19 protein-coding genes are annotated in these 23,446 nt (G+C 37.2%); 10 read left to right on the forward strand and 9 right to left on the reverse strand.

What is annotated here, in order from left to right; translation table 11 throughout:
• The first annotated feature begins 23 nt into the window (after positions 1–23).
• Complete coding sequence (locus tag ACNART_RS01265) at positions 24–1,622, forward strand: MFS transporter (RefSeq protein WP_040133174.1); 1,599 nt, start codon at positions 24–26, stop codon at positions 1,620–1,622.
• Positions 1,623–1,683: 61 nt separating this feature from the next.
• Here the strand turns inward: ACNART_RS01265 and ACNART_RS01270 are convergent, their stop codons facing one another.
• Positions 1,684–2,028 carry a fimbrial protein gene (locus ACNART_RS01270; protein WP_198619690.1) on the reverse strand — a complete coding sequence of 115 codons (345 nt, stop codon included), beginning with the start codon at positions 2,026–2,028 and terminating at the stop codon, positions 1,684–1,686.
• Positions 2,029–2,204: 176 nt separating this feature from the next.
• On the opposite strand from ACNART_RS01270, the gene ACNART_RS01275 reads away from it, so the two are divergent.
• Positions 2,205–2,495 (forward strand): VF530 family protein, encoded by a 291-nt coding sequence (locus ACNART_RS01275; RefSeq protein ID WP_349443005.1) that lies wholly within the window; start codon positions 2,205–2,207, stop codon positions 2,493–2,495.
• 31 nt (positions 2,496–2,526) lie between these two features.
• On the opposite strand, the gene ACNART_RS01280 is transcribed toward ACNART_RS01275, so the two are convergent.
• Positions 2,527–3,693 carry a XylR family transcriptional regulator gene (locus tag ACNART_RS01280; protein ID WP_040133172.1) on the reverse strand — a complete coding sequence of 389 codons (1,167 nt, stop codon included), beginning with the start codon at positions 3,691–3,693 and terminating at the stop codon, positions 2,527–2,529.
• Between the two features lie 188 nt (positions 3,694–3,881).
• Here ACNART_RS01280 and ACNART_RS01285 point away from each other — a divergent pair, with 188 nt between their 5' ends.
• The 4 genes from ACNART_RS01285 to xylB all read left to right on the forward strand — a co-directional run bounded on the left by ACNART_RS01285 (position 3,882) and on the right by xylB (position 9,387).
• Positions 3,882–5,051: a MalY/PatB family protein gene (locus ACNART_RS01285; RefSeq protein WP_416303411.1), complete on the forward strand. Its 1,170-nt coding sequence runs from the start codon at positions 3,882–3,884 to the stop codon at positions 5,049–5,051.
• A 6-nt stretch (positions 5,052–5,057) separates the two neighbouring features.
• The gene (gene nhaC / locus ACNART_RS01290; protein WP_368926766.1) at positions 5,058–6,533 is read left to right on the forward strand and encodes a Na+/H+ antiporter NhaC; all 1,476 of its coding nucleotides are present in this window, start codon (positions 5,058–5,060) and stop codon (positions 6,531–6,533) included.
• A gap of 10 nt (positions 6,534–6,543) precedes the next feature.
• Complete coding sequence (xylA, locus tag ACNART_RS01295; RefSeq protein WP_198619531.1) at positions 6,544–7,860, forward strand: xylose isomerase; 1,317 nt, start codon at positions 6,544–6,546, stop codon at positions 7,858–7,860.
• Between the two features lie 72 nt (positions 7,861–7,932).
• Entirely contained in the window at positions 7,933–9,387 is a 1,455-nt protein-coding gene (gene xylB, locus ACNART_RS01300) for a xylulokinase (protein WP_198619530.1), read from the forward strand.
• 101 nt (positions 9,388–9,488) lie between these two features.
• Here the strand turns inward: xylB and ACNART_RS01305 are convergent, their stop codons facing one another.
• The 4 genes from ACNART_RS01305 to ACNART_RS01320 form a co-directional block, all read right to left on the reverse strand.
• Complete coding sequence (locus tag ACNART_RS01305; protein ID WP_040133167.1) at positions 9,489–9,752, reverse strand: DUF3811 domain-containing protein; 264 nt, start codon at positions 9,750–9,752, stop codon at positions 9,489–9,491.
• A gap of 163 nt (positions 9,753–9,915) precedes the next feature.
• Positions 9,916–10,941 (reverse strand): threonine aldolase family protein, encoded by a 1,026-nt coding sequence (locus ACNART_RS01310; protein ID WP_311747393.1) that lies wholly within the window; start codon positions 10,939–10,941, stop codon positions 9,916–9,918.
• Between the two features lie 147 nt (positions 10,942–11,088).
• Positions 11,089–12,441 carry a molecular chaperone gene (yegD, locus tag ACNART_RS01315; protein WP_198619528.1) on the reverse strand — a complete coding sequence of 451 codons (1,353 nt, stop codon included), beginning with the start codon at positions 12,439–12,441 and terminating at the stop codon, positions 11,089–11,091.
• A gap of 125 nt (positions 12,442–12,566) precedes the next feature.
• Positions 12,567–12,974 (reverse strand): DUF6122 family protein, encoded by a 408-nt coding sequence (locus ACNART_RS01320; RefSeq protein WP_040133164.1) that lies wholly within the window; start codon positions 12,972–12,974, stop codon positions 12,567–12,569.
• 480 nt (positions 12,975–13,454) lie between these two features.
• On the opposite strand from ACNART_RS01320, the gene mnmH reads away from it, so the two are divergent.
• The 3 genes from mnmH to yidZ all read left to right on the forward strand — a co-directional run bounded on the left by mnmH (position 13,455) and on the right by yidZ (position 16,895).
• A complete protein-coding gene (mnmH, locus tag ACNART_RS01325; RefSeq protein WP_040133163.1) occupies positions 13,455–14,540 on the forward strand; it encodes a tRNA 2-selenouridine(34) synthase MnmH in 1,086 nt (361 codons plus the stop codon).
• Positions 14,541–14,755: 215 nt separating this feature from the next.
• A complete protein-coding gene (locus ACNART_RS01330) occupies positions 14,756–15,928 on the forward strand; it encodes an MFS transporter (protein ID WP_416303412.1) in 1,173 nt (390 codons plus the stop codon).
• Positions 15,918–16,895: an HTH-type transcriptional regulator YidZ gene (yidZ, locus tag ACNART_RS01335; protein ID WP_311747729.1), complete on the forward strand. Its 978-nt coding sequence runs from the start codon at positions 15,918–15,920 to the stop codon at positions 16,893–16,895. The genes ACNART_RS01330 and yidZ overlap by 11 nt, the downstream gene beginning before the upstream one ends.
• A gap of 110 nt (positions 16,896–17,005) precedes the next feature.
• Here the strand turns inward: yidZ and ACNART_RS01340 are convergent, their stop codons facing one another.
• The 3 genes from ACNART_RS01340 to ACNART_RS01350 all read right to left on the reverse strand — a co-directional run bounded on the left by ACNART_RS01340 (position 17,006) and on the right by ACNART_RS01350 (position 21,000).
• Complete coding sequence (locus tag ACNART_RS01340; protein WP_368926763.1) at positions 17,006–18,652, reverse strand: DUF4139 domain-containing protein; 1,647 nt, start codon at positions 18,650–18,652, stop codon at positions 17,006–17,008.
• A gap of 352 nt (positions 18,653–19,004) precedes the next feature.
• Complete coding sequence (locus tag ACNART_RS01345; protein ID WP_198625620.1) at positions 19,005–20,405, reverse strand: amidohydrolase; 1,401 nt, start codon at positions 20,403–20,405, stop codon at positions 19,005–19,007.
• Between the two features lie 139 nt (positions 20,406–20,544).
• Entirely contained in the window at positions 20,545–21,000 is a 456-nt protein-coding gene (locus ACNART_RS01350) for a YaiI/YqxD family protein (RefSeq protein WP_040133470.1), read from the reverse strand.
• A 305-nt stretch (positions 21,001–21,305) separates the two neighbouring features.
• Here ACNART_RS01350 and ACNART_RS01355 point away from each other — a divergent pair, with 305 nt between their 5' ends.
• Positions 21,306–23,444 (forward strand): TonB-dependent receptor plug domain-containing protein, encoded by a 2,139-nt coding sequence (locus ACNART_RS01355; protein WP_368926762.1) that lies wholly within the window; start codon positions 21,306–21,308, stop codon positions 23,442–23,444.
• Positions 23,445–23,446: the final 2 nt, after the last annotated feature.

The following is a 23,446-nucleotide window of genomic DNA, read 5'->3' on the forward strand; positions in this document are numbered from 1 at the left end:
TTCAAACAAAGAGAGATAAGACGATGGCAACGCAACGCGCCTCTGCATGGTCGCCCTTACGTAATCGCATTTTTTTCGTATTATGGATGGCAACGCTATTTTCTAATATTGGTACTTGGATGAATGATGTGGGTGCTGGTTGGTTGATGACAAACCTAAGCCCTGATCCCGTTATGATTGCTGCTATTCAAGCCATGACGACATTACCTGTTTTCTTATTAGCACTTCCAGCTGGAGCCATTGCTGATATTTTCGATAAACGAAAACTGCTTATTTTCGTCAATATCTTAATGCTCTGTGCTGCCACTCTATTGGCTGTTTTGGTTTATTTCAATGTTATCAGTATTGGCTGGTTATTATTAATTACCTTTGTTTTGGGTTCTGGTGCGGCGTTTTTAGGCCCTGCATGGCAAGCTATTGTGCCAAGTATTGTCGAGCCTCATGAATTAAAATCAGGTATTGCCTTAAACAGTATGGGAATTAATATCAGCCGTGCAATAGGCCCCGCACTTGCAGGTATTTTGATTTCTCAAGTCGGTCTTTATCTTCCATTTTTACTTAATGCCTTGAGCTTTATCGCCATTATCCTTGCTGTCTGGTGGTGGGAAGGTGAGAAAAAAGAAGAAGAGAAACTCCCTGCTGAATCTGTTGTGGCAGCAATGATCTCTGGTTTACGTTATGCGCGTTATAGCCCCGCGTTGATAAAAACGATTATAAGAGCCACCAGCTTTTTTATTTTTGCAAGTGCCTATTGGGCAATGTTACCGCTAGTGGCTCGTGTCTCATTGCAAGGTGATGCGACATTATACGGTTTATTAACGACTAGCATTGGTATTGGTGCTGTCGTTGGCGCATTTAGCTTATCAACATTACGTGAAAAATTTAGCACCAGCACACTCATTGCTTTTGGCACCATAGGTACAGCTTTGGTGTTATTTATTTTTGCCAGTGCAACTTCAAAATATCTCGCTATTTTCGCCAGTATGCTTGCAGGATTTAGTTGGATAATCACCCTTTCCACATTAATGGTCTCCGCACAAACAGCATTACCTAATTGGGTTCGTGCGAGAGGTCTTGCACTCTATTTAACTGTGTTTTCAGGCTCTATGGCGTTAGGATCTCTCGTTTGGGGACAAATCGCTTCACATACTTCAGTGACGATCGCGTTACTGTGTGCAATGGTTGGGATTATTTTAGTTTGGTTATGTGTTTTGCGTGTCAAATTAGAACACGACAACATCAACTTACAGCATTCAGAACACTTTATTCTTGATGATGGACTTATTGAGATCACAACAGATAAAGGCCCTGTGTTAATTACCGTCAATTATCAAATTGAAGCAATTCACCGTGAGCAATTTCTCAGTTTAATGAATCGACTAAAAACGGTTCGTTTAAGAGATGGCGGTTATTCATGGGGATTGTTTGTTTCATCTGATGCGATTACGGAAAATAACGCTCAAACTTATATGGAAACTTTTATGGTGGCTTCTTGGGCTGAGCATCTTCGTCAACATGATCGCGCGACAATGGATGATAAACAGTTGCAACAACAATTAGATAAAATAATTAGCGCTAAAAAAGTGACACACTCTTTTTCTGCTTTTTCACGTAAGAAGTAATTAATTAGCCAAGCCATTAAAACTTACTGAATTAACTTAATGGCTTGGCTTAATAAACGTTTTATTGATAAACAATCTCAAGATCTAACGTGGCATTTGCTGTTCCAGGAAAAACGTCCTTCTCCATTTGTTTGTAATAACCTCTAAAATTCAATGTTACTTCACCCTCATTTTTTGCAGCACTAATCACGGTATTACGTTTATTTAATTCTAATGTAGTCCAATTACTGCCATTAACGCTGTACTGTGTTTCAACGCCCACACCTTTGGCATTATCAGATGATGTATTTAATGCAAGTACGGTGCTATTTCCTGAAAATGCAGTGCCTTTAGGCGTTAAAATAACGGGTAAACCTTCAGGACAGTCTAAGGTTAAATTCCAATTAATAATAAATAGAAATGGTATTAGTCATTATGGTTAAGGATTTAATGGGTGTGTTGTAATCAACACGTTATGCTGGATCTGGATAACAATGCATCACCTTTATTTTATTCAGCCTAGTTTATTGCCACTCTCTCCGCTTTCTTGTACTCTGCACCGCTTCTTACCTTTGAAATAACTAAAACGTATTTGAGAAAATCATGACAGGACATATTTCTAAAGATCCGCTACATGGCATCACTCTTGAAATGCAAGTAAATGCACTAGTAGCAAAATATGGTTGGGCTAAATTAGGGCAACTCATCAAAATTAACTGCTTTAGAAGTGATCCTAGCGTGAAATCGAGTTTAAAATTTTTGCGCAGAACACCTTGGGCACGAGCAGAAGTGGAAGCGCTATATCTTGATTCTCTTGAAGCAGATATTGATGATGTGATTGAAGTTATCGATCACCTAGACTGTGATCCGTGGGCGAATAGTAGGAAGAGATAGGTGTTTTTATTTCCCTTTTGCCATGATTATCTCACTCATCCCTAAACTCTTTTGGCGTCATACCAAATTCTTTTTTAAAGATAGAGTAAAAATATTGCAGTGATGGATAGCCACACATCACAGATATTTCTTGTATCGCAAGTGTTGTGGTGGCTAATAAATTTTGAGCCCGTTTGAGCTTTTCTTCATAAATAACCGTGTGAATTGTCTTGCCAATTTCCTTTTTAAAGCGTTGTTCTAAATTAGAACGCGACATATTAACCGCATCTAAAACTTGCTCCGTTTTTATCCCCTTGCAAGCATTGTAATAAATATAATGCATAGCCTGTACAACGGTAGGATCGTTAAATGAATGGAAATCTGTTGAACGACGCTCAACAATTTTAACAGGGGGGACTAATATTCTTTGCTGTTTATCTGTTGAGTGCCCTTCTAATGTTTGATGTAAAAGCTTTGCTGCTAAATATCCCATTTGCCGTGAGCCTTGTACAACAGATGAAAGTGCAATGCGCGATAAATAACGAGTCATATCTTCGTCATCAATACCGATAATGCTTATTTCTTCAGGCACATTAATATTTAAATTATCGCAGACTTGCAGTAAATGACGCGCTCTTGCATCGGTGACTGCAATAATCCCTGTTTGTGGGGGTAATGTTTGTATCCAATCGGATAAACGGTTTTGCGCATGTTGCCAATTTTCTTGGGTAATATCCATGCCGTTATAAACAATGCCCGGATATTTTTCACTGGTGACTAATTGACGAAATGCATGCTCTCGTTCATTAGACCAATGAGGGTGATCTTTGGCTGGTAAACCATAAAAAGCAAAGTGTTTAAGCCCTTTTTGCTTTAAATGTAAAAAGGCTTGCTGGACTAATTCATAATTATCTGTGGCGATATAAGGTACAGATGGATAATTTTCTTCTTGATGATAAGAACCACCCACACCAATAACCGCTAATGGTAATTGGCTTAAATGTTTTGTAATAATGGGATCATCAAAATCAGCAATAATACCATCACAAACCCAACGGTTTATATTATCAAGCCGAGTACGAAAATCCTCTTCAATAAATACATCCCAATGACACTGTGATGCTTGAAGATATTCTCCAACACCCTCAACCACTTGTCGGTCATACACTTTATTAGCGTTGAATAACAGCACAATACGAAAGTATTTATCTTTTTTCATTTTACTCTACCTAATTACCCAGCCAGGCATTAAACCACAGCTTTAATTTTGCTAGAACTTGCTTTCATCGCTATGTGACTACTATCACACAAGCCAAATTTCGTAATAGCAAAGTAAAAAATAGGAATAACCAATGTTAATAACAACGAGTATTTTGTTTTTAAACCCGATTGCCGAGGAGATTTCTCATGTATCAGAATAACTTTAATAAATTAATTTCTAGGCAAAATACCTATAGTGCAAAATGGTGTAATAGTAACACCAATGTTATCCCGTTATCTGTTGCAGATATGGATATTCCTGCGCCTGATTTTATTATTAATGAACTCACTCAATTTAATCTTAAAGGCATTTATGGCTATACCGACCTGAGCCATGATTGGAATAATGTTGCTGCCAATTGGTTTAAAACGCAATATCAGTGGGTTGTTGCCCCTGAGACGATTGTGTTTTGTCCTCGTATTATTCAAGCGGTTTCGCTTTATATTCAAAACTTCACACAAATTGGCGATAAAGTCACAACGCTGTCACCCGCTTATCATCCTATTAGCAATGCCGTTTGTGTCAATCAACGTGAACTATTAGAAAGTCCGTTGATTTATCGTGACGGCTATTATGAAATTGATTTTGATGACTTGGAAAGTAAGTTTAAACAGTCTGTCTGCTTTATTTTGCTATCGCCACATAACCCAACAGGAACGGTATGGCAAAAAAGTGACTTATTAAAAATAGCGGAACTTGCGCAAAAATATCAGGTTTTTATTATTTCTGACGATGTGCATGCAGATTTTATTTTTGATGACGCAACTTATCACCCTATTTCATCAGTAAATACATATGTAGAACAACACTCCTTTATTTGTACTTCTCCCGCTAAAACATTCAATTTAGCTGGCCTTGAAATTGCCAATATTGTTATTGCCAATCCTGAATATCGTGAAAAATTCAAGCAATGCTTAATTGCTGCGGGTATTCATAATCCTGGCTATTTTTCAGTGCCCGCTTTTTTACAAGCCTATACCTTACAAGGCCAACAGTGGGTTGGTGAATTAAAAATGTACCTTGCTGATAACCGTCGTTGGGTAAAAGAACAATGTGAACGTTACTTTCCTAATTGGGTTATCACACAAAGTCATGGCACCTACATGCTATGGATCAACTACCAAAAGATGCAGTTATCTGAAGAACAACTAAAACATTGGTTTGTTTCATTAGCTGAAGTGGAAATGAGTTGGGGGCGTGGTTTTGGTGCGGTTGGGGATGGTTTTTTCCGCATTAATATCGCGACACCTCGTTCAATATTAGAAACCGTTTTCACTCGGCTTATTCGTACCTTATCTCATGCCAGTTCGGAATAAATTACAATGAAAACGCAAACGATAAACAGCCCGAGAACACCTACATTACTCGAATCACTCTTTCCTATATTCACCATGGTGGTGCTATTAGGCGGAGGCTACGCCGCTTTTGATTTACCACCAGAGCCTTTAATGGTGCTATCTACCGTTGTAGCTGCGCTATTAGTAAAACGATTAGGATATCGCTATGACGAGATCTTAACGGCAATCTCACAAAAAATTGCTAAAACCATGCCAGCATTGCTGATTTTAATCAGTGTGGGCTTATTAATAGGCACATGGATGATTGGTGGCACCATTCCACTGATGATCTATTACGGATTAAAAATGATCAGCCCAGAAATGCTGTACGTTACGGCATTATTGGTCACATCATTAGTATCAGTCTGTACGGGAACTTCATGGGGCTCTGCGGGAACCATCGGCGTTGCTTTTATGGGCGTAGCTGTAGGTATGGATGCTAACCTTGCCGCAACCGCAGGTGCGGTAGTTGCCGGCGCCTATTTTGGTGACAAACTTTCACCATTATCAGGTGATACTAACCTTGCAGCTATGGCAGCTAGAATCGACCTTTATCAGCATATCTGGCACTTACTTTACACCACACTGCCTTCTCTGATTTTAACGGCGATTGTGATGACTGTTTATGGCATGAATGGTGATTTAGCTGGTCAAGGTGTGCCAGAAAAAGTGACATTAATTACAAATGGTCTTGAGAATGTTTATAACTTCAATCTAATCCTTCTCATTCCAGTCTTAGTGATTTTATATGGTTCAGTAACGAAAAAACCGACTATCCCAGTGATGTTAGCTTCTGCCGCTATTGCGATGTTTAACGCTTATCTTATTCAAGGTTTTGGTTTACATGACATCGTAAAAAGTGCCGTTGATGGCTTTAATGTCTCGATGATCCAAGGTAAAGAAGTCCCTGAATTATTAGGTAATTTATTAAATCGTGGTGGCATGAACTCAATGATGAGCACCTTGCTTATCTGTTTCTGCGCCCTCTCTTTTGCCGGTACTTTATCGTTAAGTGGCGCATTAGAAGTGATTGTCCATGCATTGTTAAAAATGGTTCACTCAACAGGTTCAATGATCTTAGCCACAATTGCTTGTGGGCTAACCATGATTGGCGTGACCTGTAATGGACAAATCTCAATCCTTATTCCTATCGAAATGTTACGCGGTGCCTATATCGAACGAGGATTACACCCTAAAAACCTCGCTCGTACTGTCGAAGACTCCGCCACTATCTTTGAACCTATTTTACCGTGGACAGCCGCAGGGGCTTATATGGCAGGTACGTTAGGTGTTGCAACCTTAAGTTACTTACCTTGGGCCGTATTGTGCTGGAGTGGCATCTTCTTTGCCATGCTGTGGGGTTTCACGGGCTTTGGCATTACCAAATTAACACCAGAAGAGCAGGAAGAAATGACTGCTGAGCTTGAATCACATTCAGAATTACAACTTGATACTAAATAAGGACGGTTCCATGTCTTACTTTGATAAAATTGAACAAATTCAATATGAAGGCACAACAAGCGATAACCCATTAGCGTTTCGTTACTATAATCCTGATGAGATTATTTTAGGTAAGCGAATGGAAGATCACCTAAGATTTGCGGCTTGTTATTGGCATAACTTCTGCTGGAATGGTTCTGATATGTTCGGTATCGGTACTTTTGATAGACCGTGGCAAACACCGGGTGAAGCCTTAGAGCAAGCAAAACGCAAAGCTGATGTTGCCTTTGAATTCTTTCATAAACTCAATGTTCCTTTCTACTGTTTTCATGACGTCGATGTTATTTCTGAAGGTAATAATATCAATGAATATATCTCTAATATGGCGGCAATCACCGATGTATTAGCGAGAAAACAAGAAGAAACCAACGTTAAGTTATTATGGGGAACGGCAAACTGCTTCACTAATCCTCGTTATGGTGCAGGTGCGGCAACTAACCCAGATCCTGACGTTTTTGCATGGGCAGCGACACAAGTCTGTGAAGCGATGAAAGCGACAAAAACACTGGGTGGCGAAAACTATGTATTATGGGGCGGACGCGAAGGCTACGAAACGCTATTAAACACGGATTTACGCCAAGAAAGAGAGCAAATTGGCCGTTTTATGCAGATGGTCGTTGAACACAAACATAAAATTGGTTTCCAAGGCACATTATTGATTGAACCCAAACCACAAGAGCCGACAAAACATCAGTATGATTACGATACTGCGACTGTTTATGGTTTCTTAAAACAGTTTGGCCTTGAAAAAGAAGTCAAAGTAAATATTGAAGCAAACCACGCTACATTGGCGGGACATAGCTTCCACCATGAAATTGCCACTGCCATTGCGCTAGGGATTTTAGGCTCAGTTGATGCTAACCGTGGCGATCCACAATTAGGTTGGGATACAGACCAATTCCCAAATAGCGTAGAAGAAAATGCACTCGTGATGTATGAAATTCTTAAATCAGGTGGCTTCACAACGGGTGGTTTAAACTTTGATGCTAAAGTTCGTCGTCAAAGTAATGATAAATATGACCTTTTCTATGGGCATATTTCAGGAATGGACACGATGGCAATGGCGTTACGCATTGCGGCAAGAATGATCCAAGATGGTGGACTTGATAAATTCACTGCACAGCGCTATTCAGGTTGGAGTGCTGAATTTGGTCAAAATATCTTACAAGGTCAATTAAGCCTTGAAGATGTGGCGAAATATGCACAAAGCAATACCTTAGCACCACAGTTACAAAGTGGACGCCAAGAAATGCTCGAAAGCTTAGTGAATCGCTATATTTTTGGTTAATAGCATCAATGTAATAACACAGCGGGTTTTCCGCTGTGTTTATTAATTAGATACAGGTCATGAGGTAACTTCATGTATTTAGGGCTAGATTTAGGCACATCAAGCGTTAAAGCGATTATAATGAATGAACAAGGTGACGTTGTCACTAGCCATTCAGTTCCTTTAACAATTTCACGCCCTCACCCTCAATGGTCAGAACAAGATCCACTACAATGGTGGCAAGCAACAGAAGAAGCCATTCTTCAGCTTGGATGTCATTTTCCAATGGATCAAATTGAGGCGATTGGATTAAGCGGACAGATGCATGGCGCCGTTTTGCTTGATGATCAGCAAGCGGTTTTACGTCCTGCAATATTATGGAATGATGGACGCAGTTTTAAACAGTGCCAAATGCTTGAGGCGCAATATCCTCAGTTTAAAAAAATTACGGGTAACTTAGTTATGCCCGGCTTTACTGCGCCAAAACTACAATGGGTTGCTGAATATGAACCTGAAATCTTTCAACGCATTGCACATGTTTTATTACCTAAAGATTTTTTACGTTGGAAGATGAGCGGTAATTTCGCCAGTGATATGTCAGATTCAGCTGGTACGCTTTGGTTAGATATGCAAAAGCGAGATTGGAGTGATGAGCTTTTAAAGGCAACAGGATTAACGCGTCGTCAAATGCCCACGTTGTTTGAAGGTAATCAAATAACGGGCTATCTATTGGCTGATATCGCTAAAAAATGGCAGATGAAACAAGTACCTATTATTGCTGGTGGCGGCGATAATGCAGCAGGTGCAATTGGCGTGGGTGTTTATCAACCAGGTCAGGCAATGCTTTCTTTAGGTACGTCGGGTGTTTATTTTGTGGTGAGTGAACAGTTTCTCCAAAATAGTGATAATGCCGTACACAGTTTTTGTCATGCATTACCTAATACTTGGCATTTAATGTCGGTGATGCTGAGTGCTGCATCATGTCTTGATTGGGTGTGTCAACTAACAGGTATTGAGAGTGTGAGTGCGATGTTTGAAGAAATTGAACACGCTACTTTTGCTGATAGCCCTCTACTTTTTTTACCTTATCTTTCAGGTGAACGGACACCTTATAACAACCCTAATGCGAAAGGTATCTTTTGGGGATTAACCCATGAGCATCAACGAGCTGATTTATGCCAAGCGGTTCTAGAAGGAGTGAGTTTTGCGTTACGGCAAGGTATTGAAGTTGCTGAAAATGCAGGTCAATCAGCTGATAATATTACATTAATTGGTGGTGGAGCCAGAAGTGGATATTGGCGGCAACTGCTTGCTGATATTACAGGAAAAACACTTGATTATCGCCAAGGCGGTGATGTTGGCCCTGCTCTTGGTGCAGCAAGATTGGCTCAATTAGCGGTAAATCCAGCACATTCATCACAAGTTATTCTTTCTCAACCTAAGCTTAAAAAACGTCATACACCAAATTTAGAAAAACATAAAATATACGATAAAAAATATCATGCATTTAAAAAGTTATATTCATTAATAGAGACGATGGAAATATAACAATATTGCGTCAATATCAGGGTATTTAGAGCAATTAATTGAAAGTAAAACCTTTAAGGTAACTCCTTGCTAGTAATCGAATTTACTAGCAAGGCAAAAAATTAACGATATCCCCGACTGTGGTTTTTGGCTGACCAACTGTAGGTTTCATCACTCGGGGCTAGTTTTTGTTTTTTCTTGAGGGCTTGTGCTTTTTTGGTGGCTTTTTCAACTTCGAGGGAGATTTCGGTAATAATGGAGTCTTTGACTTTGTTCATTTCAGCATTCGTTAATTCACGCCCTAATTTCTTTCTCTCTTGACCTATTCGGGTTCTTACTCGCATTTGTTGGGCATCTGTCATTTCTTGGAGTGTCAGTTTCTTCATTCTATTACCCTACTTATGTTGAGTGAGGAGTCTTTAATATAGCATTATCCCGTTATTGCATCATCACTATATTCTTAAATTTAGATCGCTATTTTATTGAAGATCCATTACGCCTTAAAAAAGCGCGTAATGGATGAAGTTTAATAACCAATAACTTAAATAATTAAATTAATTTCAAAAAGGTCACTTTGAATTCATCAATATCTTGTTGTGTTGTTGCCCAAGAAGTACAAAGACGTAAACAACTCAAATTAGGGTCTTCAAGTAAAACACGATGAAAAACAAACTGCTGTGTTAATTTTTCTGCAATCGTGTTTGGCAAAATAACAAAAATTTGGTTGGATTCTGGTGGCGCTAAAAATTCAAAACCTTGTGCAGTAAAGAACTCAGTTAATTGTGATGCCATTTCATTAAGGTGTTTACCTAATTTGAAATAGAGATCCTCTTTAAATAAAGCTTCAAATTGCGCGCCTAATAACCAGCCTTTCGCTTGTAATCCACCCTTTTGTTTTAAGCTAAAACGAAAATCAGATTTTAGTGCTGGGTGACAAATCACTAGCGTTTCAGCTGACATTGCACCAATTTTAGTGCCACCAATATAAAAAGCATCGGTTAAGCTAGCGATATCTTCGATAGTCAGATCGCTTTGTGCAGACATTAATCCTGCTGCCAAACGAGCACCATCAAGATATAACCATAAGTTATGCTCGTTACAGAAATCACGCAGTGCTTGCAACTCCGCTTTGCGATAAACCGTACCAATTTCGGTGGCATTCGTAATATAAACAAGCTTAGGTTGAACCCAGTGTTCATCGTTATGTTCAGCGAGAATAGGTTTTAACAATGCGGGCGTTAATTTACCATCTGCCGAAAAAGTGGTGATAACTTTGTGCCCCGTTGCTTCAATAGCACCTGTTTCATGTGTAGCGATATGCCCAGTACTAACAGAAATAACAGCTTGGTGTGGACGTAAAAAATGAGAGATAGCGGTTAAATTAGTAATGGTGCCACCATTAAAAAAGTGAATATCTGCACCAGGTTGTTGAATACGCTGTTTTATTGATTGAGCAGCTTGATGACAAAGCTTATCCATACCATATCCATCATAGCGTTGCCCTATTGTATCAGTGATTGCTTTCATGACCGCAGGATGTGCAATTTCATTATAATCATTTTGGAAGCGGTACATGTGTTCTCCTGTCGAATGTTGTGTTTTTATCGTGTTTTATAAAGAAAAAAGAAAAACGCCTTACATCTAATCAATACAAAGATTGAATGTAAAGCGCTTTAATATATTGAAAAAGTCAGTTATTTAAAACCGATTATTTGATATTAATTATTTAAAGCAAACCTCGCCCCAACGTGCTAATCCTGCGGTGACAGAGCCAAAATCATTACCTTTAACAATAGGAACATTGGGTAACTGTTGTTCTATTGCTTGGCATAAAATAGGCGAACGAGCCGAACCTCCAGTCATAAAGATAGCGTCCGGTTTTATTCCCCCTTGTTTTACCGCATCATTAACCAATTCAATCATTTTACTTTTTGGTGATTCAATAGATTCAACCATTTGATCACGTTCAATCGTTAATTCTAAGGTTTCACTTAATAACGCGATATTAGCAATATATTCAGGAGAATCTGATAAGGCAATTTTGGCTTCTTCAGCACGTCGAACAATGCTGTAACCCAATGTTTCATTATAGACTTCAATAAGGCGTGTTATTTTTTCAGGCTCTTTTGCGTCCCGTCTTAACTGATTTAATACAGCAAGGTTTTGACGAGAATAAAAATCTTTTTGAGCTTCTACATTATTAATCGCAATAGGATCCCAGAACTGTTTCAGAGGTAATTTAATACCTGAAGACGTTAACCCTGTCATACCAAATAATGGCATAATTTGTTTAAAAGCAAGGTAAATATCAAGATCATTACCACCAACACGTTGTCCACTATGCGCAAGTAATGTGTTTGAACGGTCGGTTTTACCTTGATAACTTGGCCCCATTTGAATTAATGAGCAGTCAGTTGTACCACCACCAATATCAACGACTAATACAGTTTGGTCTTTAGTTAACGTCGACTCATATTCAAGTCCGGCAGCAACAGGTTCAAATTCAAACATAATATTCTTAAAGCCAGCTCTTTTAGCTGCACGGATAAGAATGCTTTCAGCTTGCCTATTTGAAGCATCGCCACCTAACCCATTAAAGTTAATAGGTTTGCCAATAACGGTATCTGTGATCGCTTCTTGTGTGCTTTTTTCTGCTTGGTGCTTAATATTTGCCATCATGGCGCAAACTAAATCTTCAAAGAAGCTAATTTGTATCTCATGTAGGCCTGAAGCACCTAAAAAGGATTTAGGTGATTTAACGTAATAGACATCACGAGGATCACGTAGGTATAAACTTAATGCAGATTGTCCGAAAAGAATATCTTCAGGAACTAATTCAATATCTTCTTCTCGATTAAACGCGATCGATTTTCTTAGTAATTGTTCGCCAACTTCACTGGACGGTTTAATATTTAAATGGCGAAATAAGTGCTCAGAAACGGATTCACGGGTTGGCGCACAAAGGGTTGATGGAATATACACATCATTACCTTCTAAAGGCAAAAGAGTGGGTTTTCCCTCTTTCATCATTGCAACAGAACAATTCGATGTTCCGTAGTCAAAGCCAATAAACATTTAGCCTCCCCAATAGACTTCATTAAAAAAGACTGAGCACTCTACATCAAGCTTTTTGTAATTGCCATCATATTATGTGGCTTGAAAGAGAGAAAATAAGTGAAATCATTCAGCATATTAGAGGCTTAGAGAATAGAGTTGCTATTTAGAACAGATATAAAGTAATTTTTATCACAACTCATCGTTATTGTTAAATTGGGTTTTAATCCACCTAAATAACAGTCAACCGAGTCGGTAAATAAATGAAATAAACACCCTACCGCAATGGCTTTTAATTTCCATGAGGGTAAAAACCATATGCCTAAGTAAATTAAAGCAGCCCAACTGGTATGTAATGGGTGAAAACCCACGCTACAACGGTTGGGATCAAAAATAGGTGTTGCTAACAAATGGTCAATATCAATAGCCATTGTTCCTATCATAAGAAGTGAGGCTATCTTCCAATTCTTACGCCAGAAAAGATAGCCTAATAAAATAGGAGCTAAAAAGTGCAAACTGTAATGTAAAAGCGTTCTAACAATCTCAAATATCACATAAACCTCGTAACAGTATCTACTTTTAACGGTTCATTTTAAATAAATAACACCCTGCTTTATTGGGTTTTATTCAAGAATTTCTTCACCATTAGCTTTTAAAATAGCCTTCATCATCCAATGTTTTTTAGACCAACCATAAAAAATAAGATGTGATGCTTTATCATCATAATTATAGTCATGTGGCGTATTTATTACGGTTATTAGCCCATTCCAAATGGGTATAAATAACGTTTTAAAATATTGAGATTGGGTATCAATATAGTTCTCTGCCCATAAGATAAATTGTTGAAGCTCTTCTTGTGATGAATAAGAGAGGTAAAAAATACATTGTCGCCATGCATATTTCTAGAAAAAATTATTCTGTCAGAAATAACACTTTATAATTTAATAAAAACATACGATCAAAGCGTGTCATCACATGCTCTTAAGAGTATAGTAGTCAATCTTTCAGCCAGACTAGATATAACAATTTTTATTATGGAATCAGCGTTTTCTGCTCAAAATATTCGACATATTCTTGCTAATAACACACCTATTATTGATGTGCGTGCGCCTATTGAATTTAATCAAGGTTCGATCCCTAATGCTATCAATTTGCCTTTAATGAATGATGAGGAACGCGCTGCTGTGGGGACTTGTTATAAACAGCAAGGTTCACAAAAAGCGGTTGATTTAGGGCATCAATTGGTGAGTGGTGAAATTCGTGACAACCGTATTGCAGCTTGGCGTGAAGCTTGTGAGCAATTTCCCAATGGTTATATTTGCTGTGCTCGAGGAGGAATGCGTTCTCATATAGTTCAGCAATGGCTTAAAGAAATAGGTATAGATTATCCATTAATTGAAGGTGGATATAAGGCGTTAAGACAGACTGTTATTGAAATGACCAATGAATTGGTTCAACGGCCTATTATCTTAATTGGTGGATGTACCGGTAATGGAAAAACGACTTTAGTGCGTTCATTACCTGAGGGTATTGACCTTGAAGGTATTGCACACCATCGAGGTTCATCTTTTGGCCGCACTGTAGAAGAACAATTTCCTCAAGCCACATTTGAAAACCATCTTGGTGTTGAAATGTTGCAGAAAGCACCGAAATATACACGATGGGTACTTGAGGATGAAGGTCGTGCTATTGGCGCCAATGGATTACCTGAATGTTTACGAGCAAAAATGGTTGAGGCTTCAATAGTTGTTGTTGATGATCCCTTTGAACGACGCATAGAACGTTTGAAAGCAGAATATTTTGATCGTATGACACACGATTTTTTAGATGTTTATGGCGAAAATGAAGGCTGGCAAGCTTATAGTGATTATTTACATCATGGGCTATTTGCAATACGTCGTCGATTAGGCTCTCAAAGAGCCTCTGAATTAACTCAATTACTTGATAAAGCATTAGAAACACAAAAAATGAGTGGTAATACAGAAGCGCATTTTTCTTGGTTAACCCCTTTACTTAAAGAGTATTACGATCCTATGTATCGTTATCAATTAAGTAAAAAGGAAGATAAAATTATTTACCAAGGAAGTTATGAAGAAGTCATGCAGTGGTTTAAAAATTAGTAGATAGCTAAGATTTCTTGTATTAAATGCGTATACCAAAGAAAAGCCCCGTAAATTTATGTTACGGGGCTTTAATGCTGTAATGATCCTAAACTTTGATAATGAGATAAATATATTATTTCCAAAATGGAAATTAGAGATTGCTTTTTTGTCATTAGGTTTCAGTTTCTTTGACGACTAGAATGCCTCTTCATCAGAATAATTGAGGTGGCTGGATGACAAAATATATCCTTTTTAGCTTTTGTTTAGTGCTGATTTACCCTCTTGGTGTGGATTTACATTTAACAGGTTTAACGGCAATAGCGAATGATTTAGACGCATCAGAAGCGACATTACATCAAGCTTTTTCAATTTATTTAATGGGCATGGTTTCATCCATGTTAGTTGCAGGATGGTGTAGTGATAATTTAGGGCGTAAGCCCATTGTATTGCTTGGAACAGCTATTTTCTTATTGGCATCATTTAATGCGGGAATTTCTGTAACGGAAAATAATTTTTTGATTGCACGTTTTTTCCAAGGTATTGGGGCTGGGTTTTGTTACGTTGTTACCTTTGCGATATTACGAGATACATTAGCTGAAAAACAACGCGCTAAAGTCCTTTCTATGATAAATGGTATTACTTGTATTATTCCAGTATTAGCGCCTGTTTTAGGTTTTCTGATCTTATTAAAATTTAAATGGCCAGTGATGTTTTATGCTATGGCAATCTATGCGCTATTAATTTTTATTTATTGTTTCTTTGGAATAAAAGAAACTAAACCAAAACAGTGGACTAAAAATAAAAATAACACAATCACTGGTGAGTCTTTCTTAAATAGTTTCTTTTTAAGTCGTTTGCTTATTTCATGCTTGGGAATGAGCGTGATCCTGACTTATGTTAATATCTCTCCAATCGTGATTATGCAACAAATGCATTACACTACTGGGCAGTATTCAACAGCAATTACATTGCTTTCAATGGTCAGTATGGCAACGTCGTTTATGATGCCTAAAATTTTAACAAAACTTCGTTATGAAACCATTTTATATACTGGCTTATCGAGCTTTTTAGGTGCAGTTATTTTTCTTTTTATTGGAAAAAACAGTGATCCTCGTTGGTTCTTTGCTTCATTTTCATTATGTGGTCCGGGGTTTGCGTTGTTATTTGGTATTATAATGAGCCAAGCGCTCTCTCCATTTAGTCAGCGTACAGGGCTTGCCAGTTCGATTTTAGGGATTTCGCAATTGAGTTTTGCATCTCTCTATATCTGGACTATGGGATGGTTGGGAATATCTGCACTTAATATGCTGATGGTTATATTGTCTGCTAGTTGCCTTATTGGTTTTACCTTTTTGCATCTCTTTCGTTCTTCTGGACAACAACAAAAGGTGAATTGTGATGCATAAGCCATTACATCGAATAGACTTGAATTTATTAGTTATTTTTCAAATTCTTTTACAAGAGCGCAGTGTTACATTAACTGCAAAATGGTTGTCTATTTCGCCTTCAGCAGTCAGTAAAGCATTGGCTAAATTACGGATTTGGTTTGATGATCCCCTTTTCGTTCGTAGCCCTCAAGGATTAATTCCAACACCTTTGACATTAAGTATTGAAGAGTCTCTTTCTGATTTTATTAATATTGGTAACCATATCGCGAGCAAGCAAAATAGCGAAACGCCTAAAGGTGTTCATTTCAGTTTAATATTAGAATCTCCTTTACATCAGGTACTACTCAATCAATTTCCTTTGGAAATATTGAATTATTATCCTCAATCAATGGTGCAAATACGAAATTGGGAATATAACTCGTTATCAAGCATTATCGATGGTGATGCTGATATTGCTTTTTTAGGTCGTGAATATTATTCAGGTTCTAAAGAGGCGTTACATTTATTACCTGAAGTCATCGATTGTGAAGAGCTTTTTCGTGATACACCATTGGTTTATGTTCGAAAAGATCATCCTTTATTAAAGGAACCTTGGAATTTAGAGACATTTTTGCACTATTCTCACATTTCAACAGAATATGATAAACGTGCTCATTGGGCACTAGATGATATATTGGCAGAGCATGGGCGTTTACGTAATATCGCGATAACTTACACGTCATTTGAGCAAACTTTATTTACGATTTCTCAACCTAATCATGAACTCATTACTTGTTTGCCTGGATATTGTGTCCATTATACCTCACGAGTTTTACCTAATTTAGTAACATTGCCTATCCCTCTACCACATAGTGTTTCTGAACAACTTGATATTTCATTTATTTTACTATGGCATAAACGCCATGCGTATAATTCTAAAGTGCTGTGGTTAAGAGAAACTATCAAAAATAGTGTTAATCAGTTTATGCAGAAAAATACTTATTAAAAGTTTTACTGCTATTTTTACTGCTATTTAAAATAGAAAAAGGTGCAAATGCCCCCTCTTCTATTTCGTCTATTTCTTCTATTTTACTTTTTAAATTTAGATGAGAAAAATCATAATCCCACAATTTGCCTATTTTTAGGATAAGAAAGGGTGTAATTTAGAGGTAATGATTTTTCCTCTTTTGCACCTAATGTGATATTCCATTTAATTTCGCCAGTATCTTTATCAAGTACGCCATCTTTATAAACCGCATCTGCTACATTGATATTGTTTTCCTGACTCAGTGGTAGCTGATCGTAAATAGTTACTTTTACAGGAGAATTGTAAGTGTTTCTTACTTTAATGGTATAACTCTCTTTTTGTTCAATCGTTGTACCAATAAAGATAGGCTCTTTTCTTATCTTCTCATTGTTAATACGGCTAATTTGAATGTTTTTATCTATTCCAAATGGAATGCTAAGTAACTCTGTTAATTCGTTAGTATTAATATAACTATTGCCAACAAAGCTATTCATATAATAGATATTCGCACGACCATTGAGTAAATTTAAATTTTCCCAATCTTTCACTTCAGCTTGTAAATAAACTTCTTCAACTAATTTTGGCGTTGTTAAATAGCGATAATCTGCAACAACTTCTTTTTGATTAATCACTAATGTATTAGGCTCTGTGCTATTTTTTAAGGTGTAAGGTAACGCGATAGCATGGCTTAAATTAATACCATTATTATTGGTTGTTACGTAACGAGTTACGCCTTTACTTAATTGCTCTCTTGGTGCTTCATTCATTGCCTCTGACACGGGAGCTGGCATTGCCATCTTCATATCCATATTCGAATTTCTGAATTTCGCAGTGTTATTATAAAGGGATAAATACCAAGGTGATAATGTTGGCGCAGTAATATTAAGTGATGGGTTTGTTGATGTTAAAACCAGTTTGACTTTATCCCAATTTAGGCCTGTATTTTGAATAACATCCGCCTTGTAGGTAAGTAATATCGGCTTATCCATTCCTTGGCTTCGAATATCATAAGCGGGTGACCATCCCGCATCTGGTGTTATATAAGAAATACGCATTTTACTGGTTAGGTTTTTTGATGTGCCTAAAGATAAAACAATTTGTGTTTTCTCTTTTGCAATAATTGGCATATCAATTTCTAATTGTCGGTTTAATTCTTCTAATTTCTCAGTGAGTTCAGCTATCTCTTCTTGAGCAGCTTTTTGTTGATTAAGTATAGATGTCATTTTTTGGCTAATAAAATCAAACTTTTGAGATGAGTGTTCTAATGACTGCGTTTCGCCATAGCCAAAAAATGATTGATCTTTAAGTAATGCAATTTGCTCATCACCCACATTAATATTGATGTTTAGCACTTCAATTTGTTTATTAATTTCTTTTTGTTTATCTATTAATACAGTGATTGCTGTAGGATAAATTGGTGCAATAGGAATTTTTTTAACGTTAATGGTGTTAATAATCACATCGTCATTATCAATGCTAATTGACAAGCTTTTAGGATCAATATTGTTTGCAATATTAGATAAAACAACTTCACTCTGCCCAGCAGGTAAATTGAGAGTTACGTTATTATCGAGTTCAGCACCCCGTAGAAAAATAGTTGCTTGATTGAGTTTTATATCATAATTAAGCGGTTTTGTGGGATCTACCGAGTTGATTTCATTAGCAAAAGCACTGGTTGAACTAATAATAGATAACGTAATAAGCGATAGTGTTAGTTTGTTGGGTTTAATCATCATTTTCATTCTATCCATAGTTGATGAGCAGTATTAGTAAGAACGGCAAAATAGAGATGTACTGTTGTACAAGTATATTTAGATAGTATTGCATCTCTAATAAATTAGATAACAGAATAAACTTAAAGATCTAATAGCGTGAAGGTGAAAAGAATAGATAAAACAGTATATTAGTATTTTTAATTAAATGAATATTTAAATAATAAGGATTATCTTAATGATGGGGAAATATTTAGCTTTTATTAGCTTTATATCGTCTTGTTTAGATAAGAATAAGAGAAAAATTTCAGTAATAAACAATGAAAAAGGCAGTTTAAAAACAAACTGCCTAGGATAAAAATATTGCTATCGATTTTTATTTAACAACTTCACCGCTGTCGATAACAGTTTTACGCACTTTATCAGAGAAATCTTGCGCTTCTTTAATAATGGCTTTTTCATCAACTGTTAATAATTGGCGATCTTCCATTAAGATTTTTCCATCAACAATGGTATGACGAACATTACTTCCATTTGCACCATAAACTAATGCTGCATAAGGGCTATACATTGGCACCATGTTAGGTGATTTAGTATCAACAACGATAATATCAGCAAGTTTACCTGATTCTAAAGATCCCAATTTATCTTCCATATGTAATACTTTCGCCGACCCCATTGTTGCCAGCTCTACAACGGTTAATGGTGGCATAGCAGCACGATCTTTATTCTCTAACTTATGGATTTTACCCACAAGATTTAGCTCATTCATCGTCGTTAGTGTGTTACTTGACATTGGGCCATCAGTCCCTAAACCTACACGAACACCTTTTTCTAGCATCGCGACGACAGGCGCCACACCTTTCGCTGATTTAGTATTTGCACTAATATTATGAGCGACACCAACATCATATTTTTTCAGTAAATCAATATCGTTATCATCGACCATAATTGCGTGAGCCGCGATAACTTTATTATTTAACGCTCCGATATCTGCCATATATTGAACTGGGCTTTTACCGCCAGTACGTTTAGCGATTTCTTCTTGTTCACGATCAGTTTCAGCTAAATGGATCATAACAGGAACATCAAGTTCTATTGATAACTTAGCAATTTTCTGAAGGTTTTCTGTGGTATTTGTGTAAGGAGCATGTGGTGCAAATGCTGGGATAATACGAGGGTGATCTTTATATTCTTTAATAAAGTTTACTGCGTATTGGATACCCTCTTCTGGTGTTTTTGCATCGGCAACAGGGAAATTAATAACAGACTCTCCTAATACTGCACGATTACCCATTTTATCAACAGTCTTGGCTACTTCATCTTCGAAATAATACATATCAACGTAAGTTGTTACGCCACCTTTTACCATTTCTATATTTGCAAGATCAGCACCTACTCTGACCATTTCGCGAGAAACCATTTTGCTTTCAAGTGGGAAAATATAACGGTGAAGTCTGTCTGGCACATCATCGGCTAATGAACGAAATACCGTCATCGAACCATGAGTATGGGTATTAATTAAACCCGGCATCACAATATCACCATCAACATCTAATACTTTATTAGCTTGATACTCTTTAGAAAGCTCAGGGCCACCAACGGCAATAATTTTATTTTCTTTTACGACAACAGTACCCTGTTCAATGATTTTATTTTGCTGATCCATAGTCAGAACAGTGCCGTCAACTATCATCAAATCAGCCTGTTTTGCCGCGTAACTAGAAAAGGAGACAGCCATTACAGCTAAAGCAAGCATAGATTTAGAAAATGACATCATTACCTCTCGTCTTGATGGGAAAATTTCCTTAAGATTATAAATAAATTCATTGGTTTTTGATATCAATTGAAAGTGAATGAGATCACCGAATAAATAATTAATTGAAGTTATTATCGCATTTGTTTACTGACTTAAATTAAGCGCGCTTTTTTTGTTGTAAAAGCCACTTATCTAATTCATTCGCAAAAAGTTGGCGGTCACGCTGACTTAAACTTGCGGGTCCTCCAGTTTGAATACCGCTTGCTCTCATCGTATCCATAAAATCACGTATATTTAAACGTTCACGAATAGTTGCTTCAGTATAACGTTCACCTCTTGGATTCAGTGCTACTGCGCCCTTTTCTATGACTTCGGCAGCTAATGGAATATCAGCGGTAATAACCAAATCATCTTTATTGGTGCGGCGAACAATTTCGTTATCAGCAACATCAAACCCAGCCGAAACTTGTAATGTACGTAAGAAAGGCGATGCAGGTACAATTAATCGTTGATTAGCAACAAACGTAATAATCACTTTTTCTCTATCTGCTGCACGATATAACACTTCTTTGATTACTTTTGGACATGCATCAGCATCAACCCATATAGGCATAACAACACTCTCTTTGTTATCTTCGGTATTAAATGGTCTATATTTATGGTGTTTAAAATAACACATTAATACTAACTAAGTGATTGAAGCTTTACTCTTTCTCGTCTCCTTTTCTTTATTTGCTTAAAAACCCTTCTTTTTATGCCTTTTTTGTTTATTTAAGCATCCATTGTGCATGAGATCACAATTTTACCTTGATCAAAATCAAAGATGTATTCTATTTGCCATTTTTATGTTGATGAATACCAAAACTTAAATTATAAAGCGAATGATAATAATTACCGATCTCATTAAGGTCTGCGACTATGTGCATTCAATTTAAATCTTGCTTCGTGTTGTCCGCTTTAACACTCTCACTCTCTCAATATGCTATTGCTGATAATGCTCCACCTAAAGAAGAAACACTTGTTGTGACAACAACACGTAGCGCAACTTCTTTATGGAACAGCCCTGCTACTATCCAAGTTATTGATAAAGAAACATTAAGCCAATCAAATTCATCTTCTATTGCTGACCAATTACGTGATATTCCTGGTGTTGAAGTTACAGACAATAGCCTTGCTGGCCGTAAACAGATCCGTATTCGTGGAGAAGCATCATCACGTGTACTTTTATTGGTTGATGGACAAGAAGTAACCTATCAACGAGGCGGTCAAAATTATGGTGCCGGTATTTTAATTGATGAATCTGCACTAGAGCGTATTGAAGTGGTTAAAGGCCCCTATTCTGTGCTTTATGGCTCACAAGCTATTGGCGGTGTGGTGAATTTAATTACTCAAAAAGGTGGCGATAAGCCTTTTGGGGGAAATGTCAAAGTCGTTTATGACTCAGCAACGATGGGATGGCGAGAGTCTGCATTAATTTCAGGTACTGTCGGTGATTTTGAATATCGCCTTAATGGAAGTTATGCCGATCATGGTGATAGATATACTCCTGATGGGCGTTTACCTAATACGCATTTTAGAAATAACGGTCAAGGTGCATGGTTAGGTTATAAAGTGGATAAACATAAGTTTGGTCTTTCGCTCGATCGTTATAATTTATCAACACAATCTTATTATGCTGATGAAGGAAAATATCAAGAGTTTAGCGTTAAAGTACCTAAACTTGAGCGTGAAAAAGTCGGTTTATTTTATGACTATGATGCTGATACAGATTATTTCAAAAAACTTCATATTGATGCCTATACACAACGTATAGAGCGAAAATTTGAAAACCGTGTTGGTGTTGTTACCCCAACGGGTAGCCCAATGATTGGTAATTTAACCGTTAAAAACCGAACTCAGTCTGAAGACACTCAAAATACTTATGGAATGACTATGCAGGCTAATTTTACTTTACCTGCAAATAATGAGTTAATTTTAGGCGCTCAATATCAACAAGATAAAGTAAAACAAACGTCCGCTGGGCAGACTTCTTCAAATAGTACAACGGGTTTTCCACCTGCTGTTAATTATGAAAAACAATCTCTTTTGCATAACCGCAGTAAACAAACCAATATCTCTGTTTTTGCCCAAAATGATTGGAAAATAACAGATGATTGGTCATGGACTATGGGCGCCAGACAATATTGGTTGGAATCAGAATTACAAGATGGTGATGAAACTATTCACCATAATAAAACAGGAACAAGTTATAAGACATTAGCTTACGATTCTGTGAAAGATAACGCTTTTATTGTGTCATCTCATTTGCGTTATTCTGGATTTAAAGATACAGAATTACGTCTCGCGTTTGCACAAGGTTATGTTTTCCCGACACTTGTTCAGCAATTCATGAACACAACTGCTGGCGGTGCGGTGACTTACGGTAATCGCGATCTTGAAGCAGAACATTCTAATAATGTGGAATTTGGTGCGCGTTATAAAGGGAATAATTGGTACATCGATAGCGCGATTTATTATTCTGAAGCTAAAGATTACATCACATCTATCGCTTGTGCGGGAGAACGTATTTGCGAAGGAAATAGTAAAACTGGCCGAGCAGATTATTTCTATTACGACAATATCGATCGCGCGAAAACTTATGGTATGGAAGTGATGGCTCAATACCAAGGTTGGTCAATTACTCCTTATGTTTCTGCCAATGTGATACGTCGTCAATTTATTGGTTCAACATTGAAAACATGGGATACCGGTGAACCAACATTAACTTCTCGTATTGGTGCTAAGCATTTATTACTGCTCAATAATATGAATCTAATGTCGGACTTATATTTAAGAGCAGCAACAAAAGCGAAAGATCATAGTAACCCCGAAAATAAACAGCACTATGCAGGTTGGACGACGATTAATCTTTCATTGAGTACAGAATTTGGTCATAACGATCAATACCGTATTAACTTCGATTTAAATAATATTTTAAATAAGCGTTATCAAACGTCTCATGAATCTATTCCTGCCGCGGGAATTAATGCAGCAGTTGGTCTGACATGGGCATTTTAATT

The organism is Proteus sp. LHD240705, from assembly GCF_047921555.1.
GTDB lineage: Bacteria > Pseudomonadota > Gammaproteobacteria > Enterobacterales > Enterobacteriaceae > Proteus.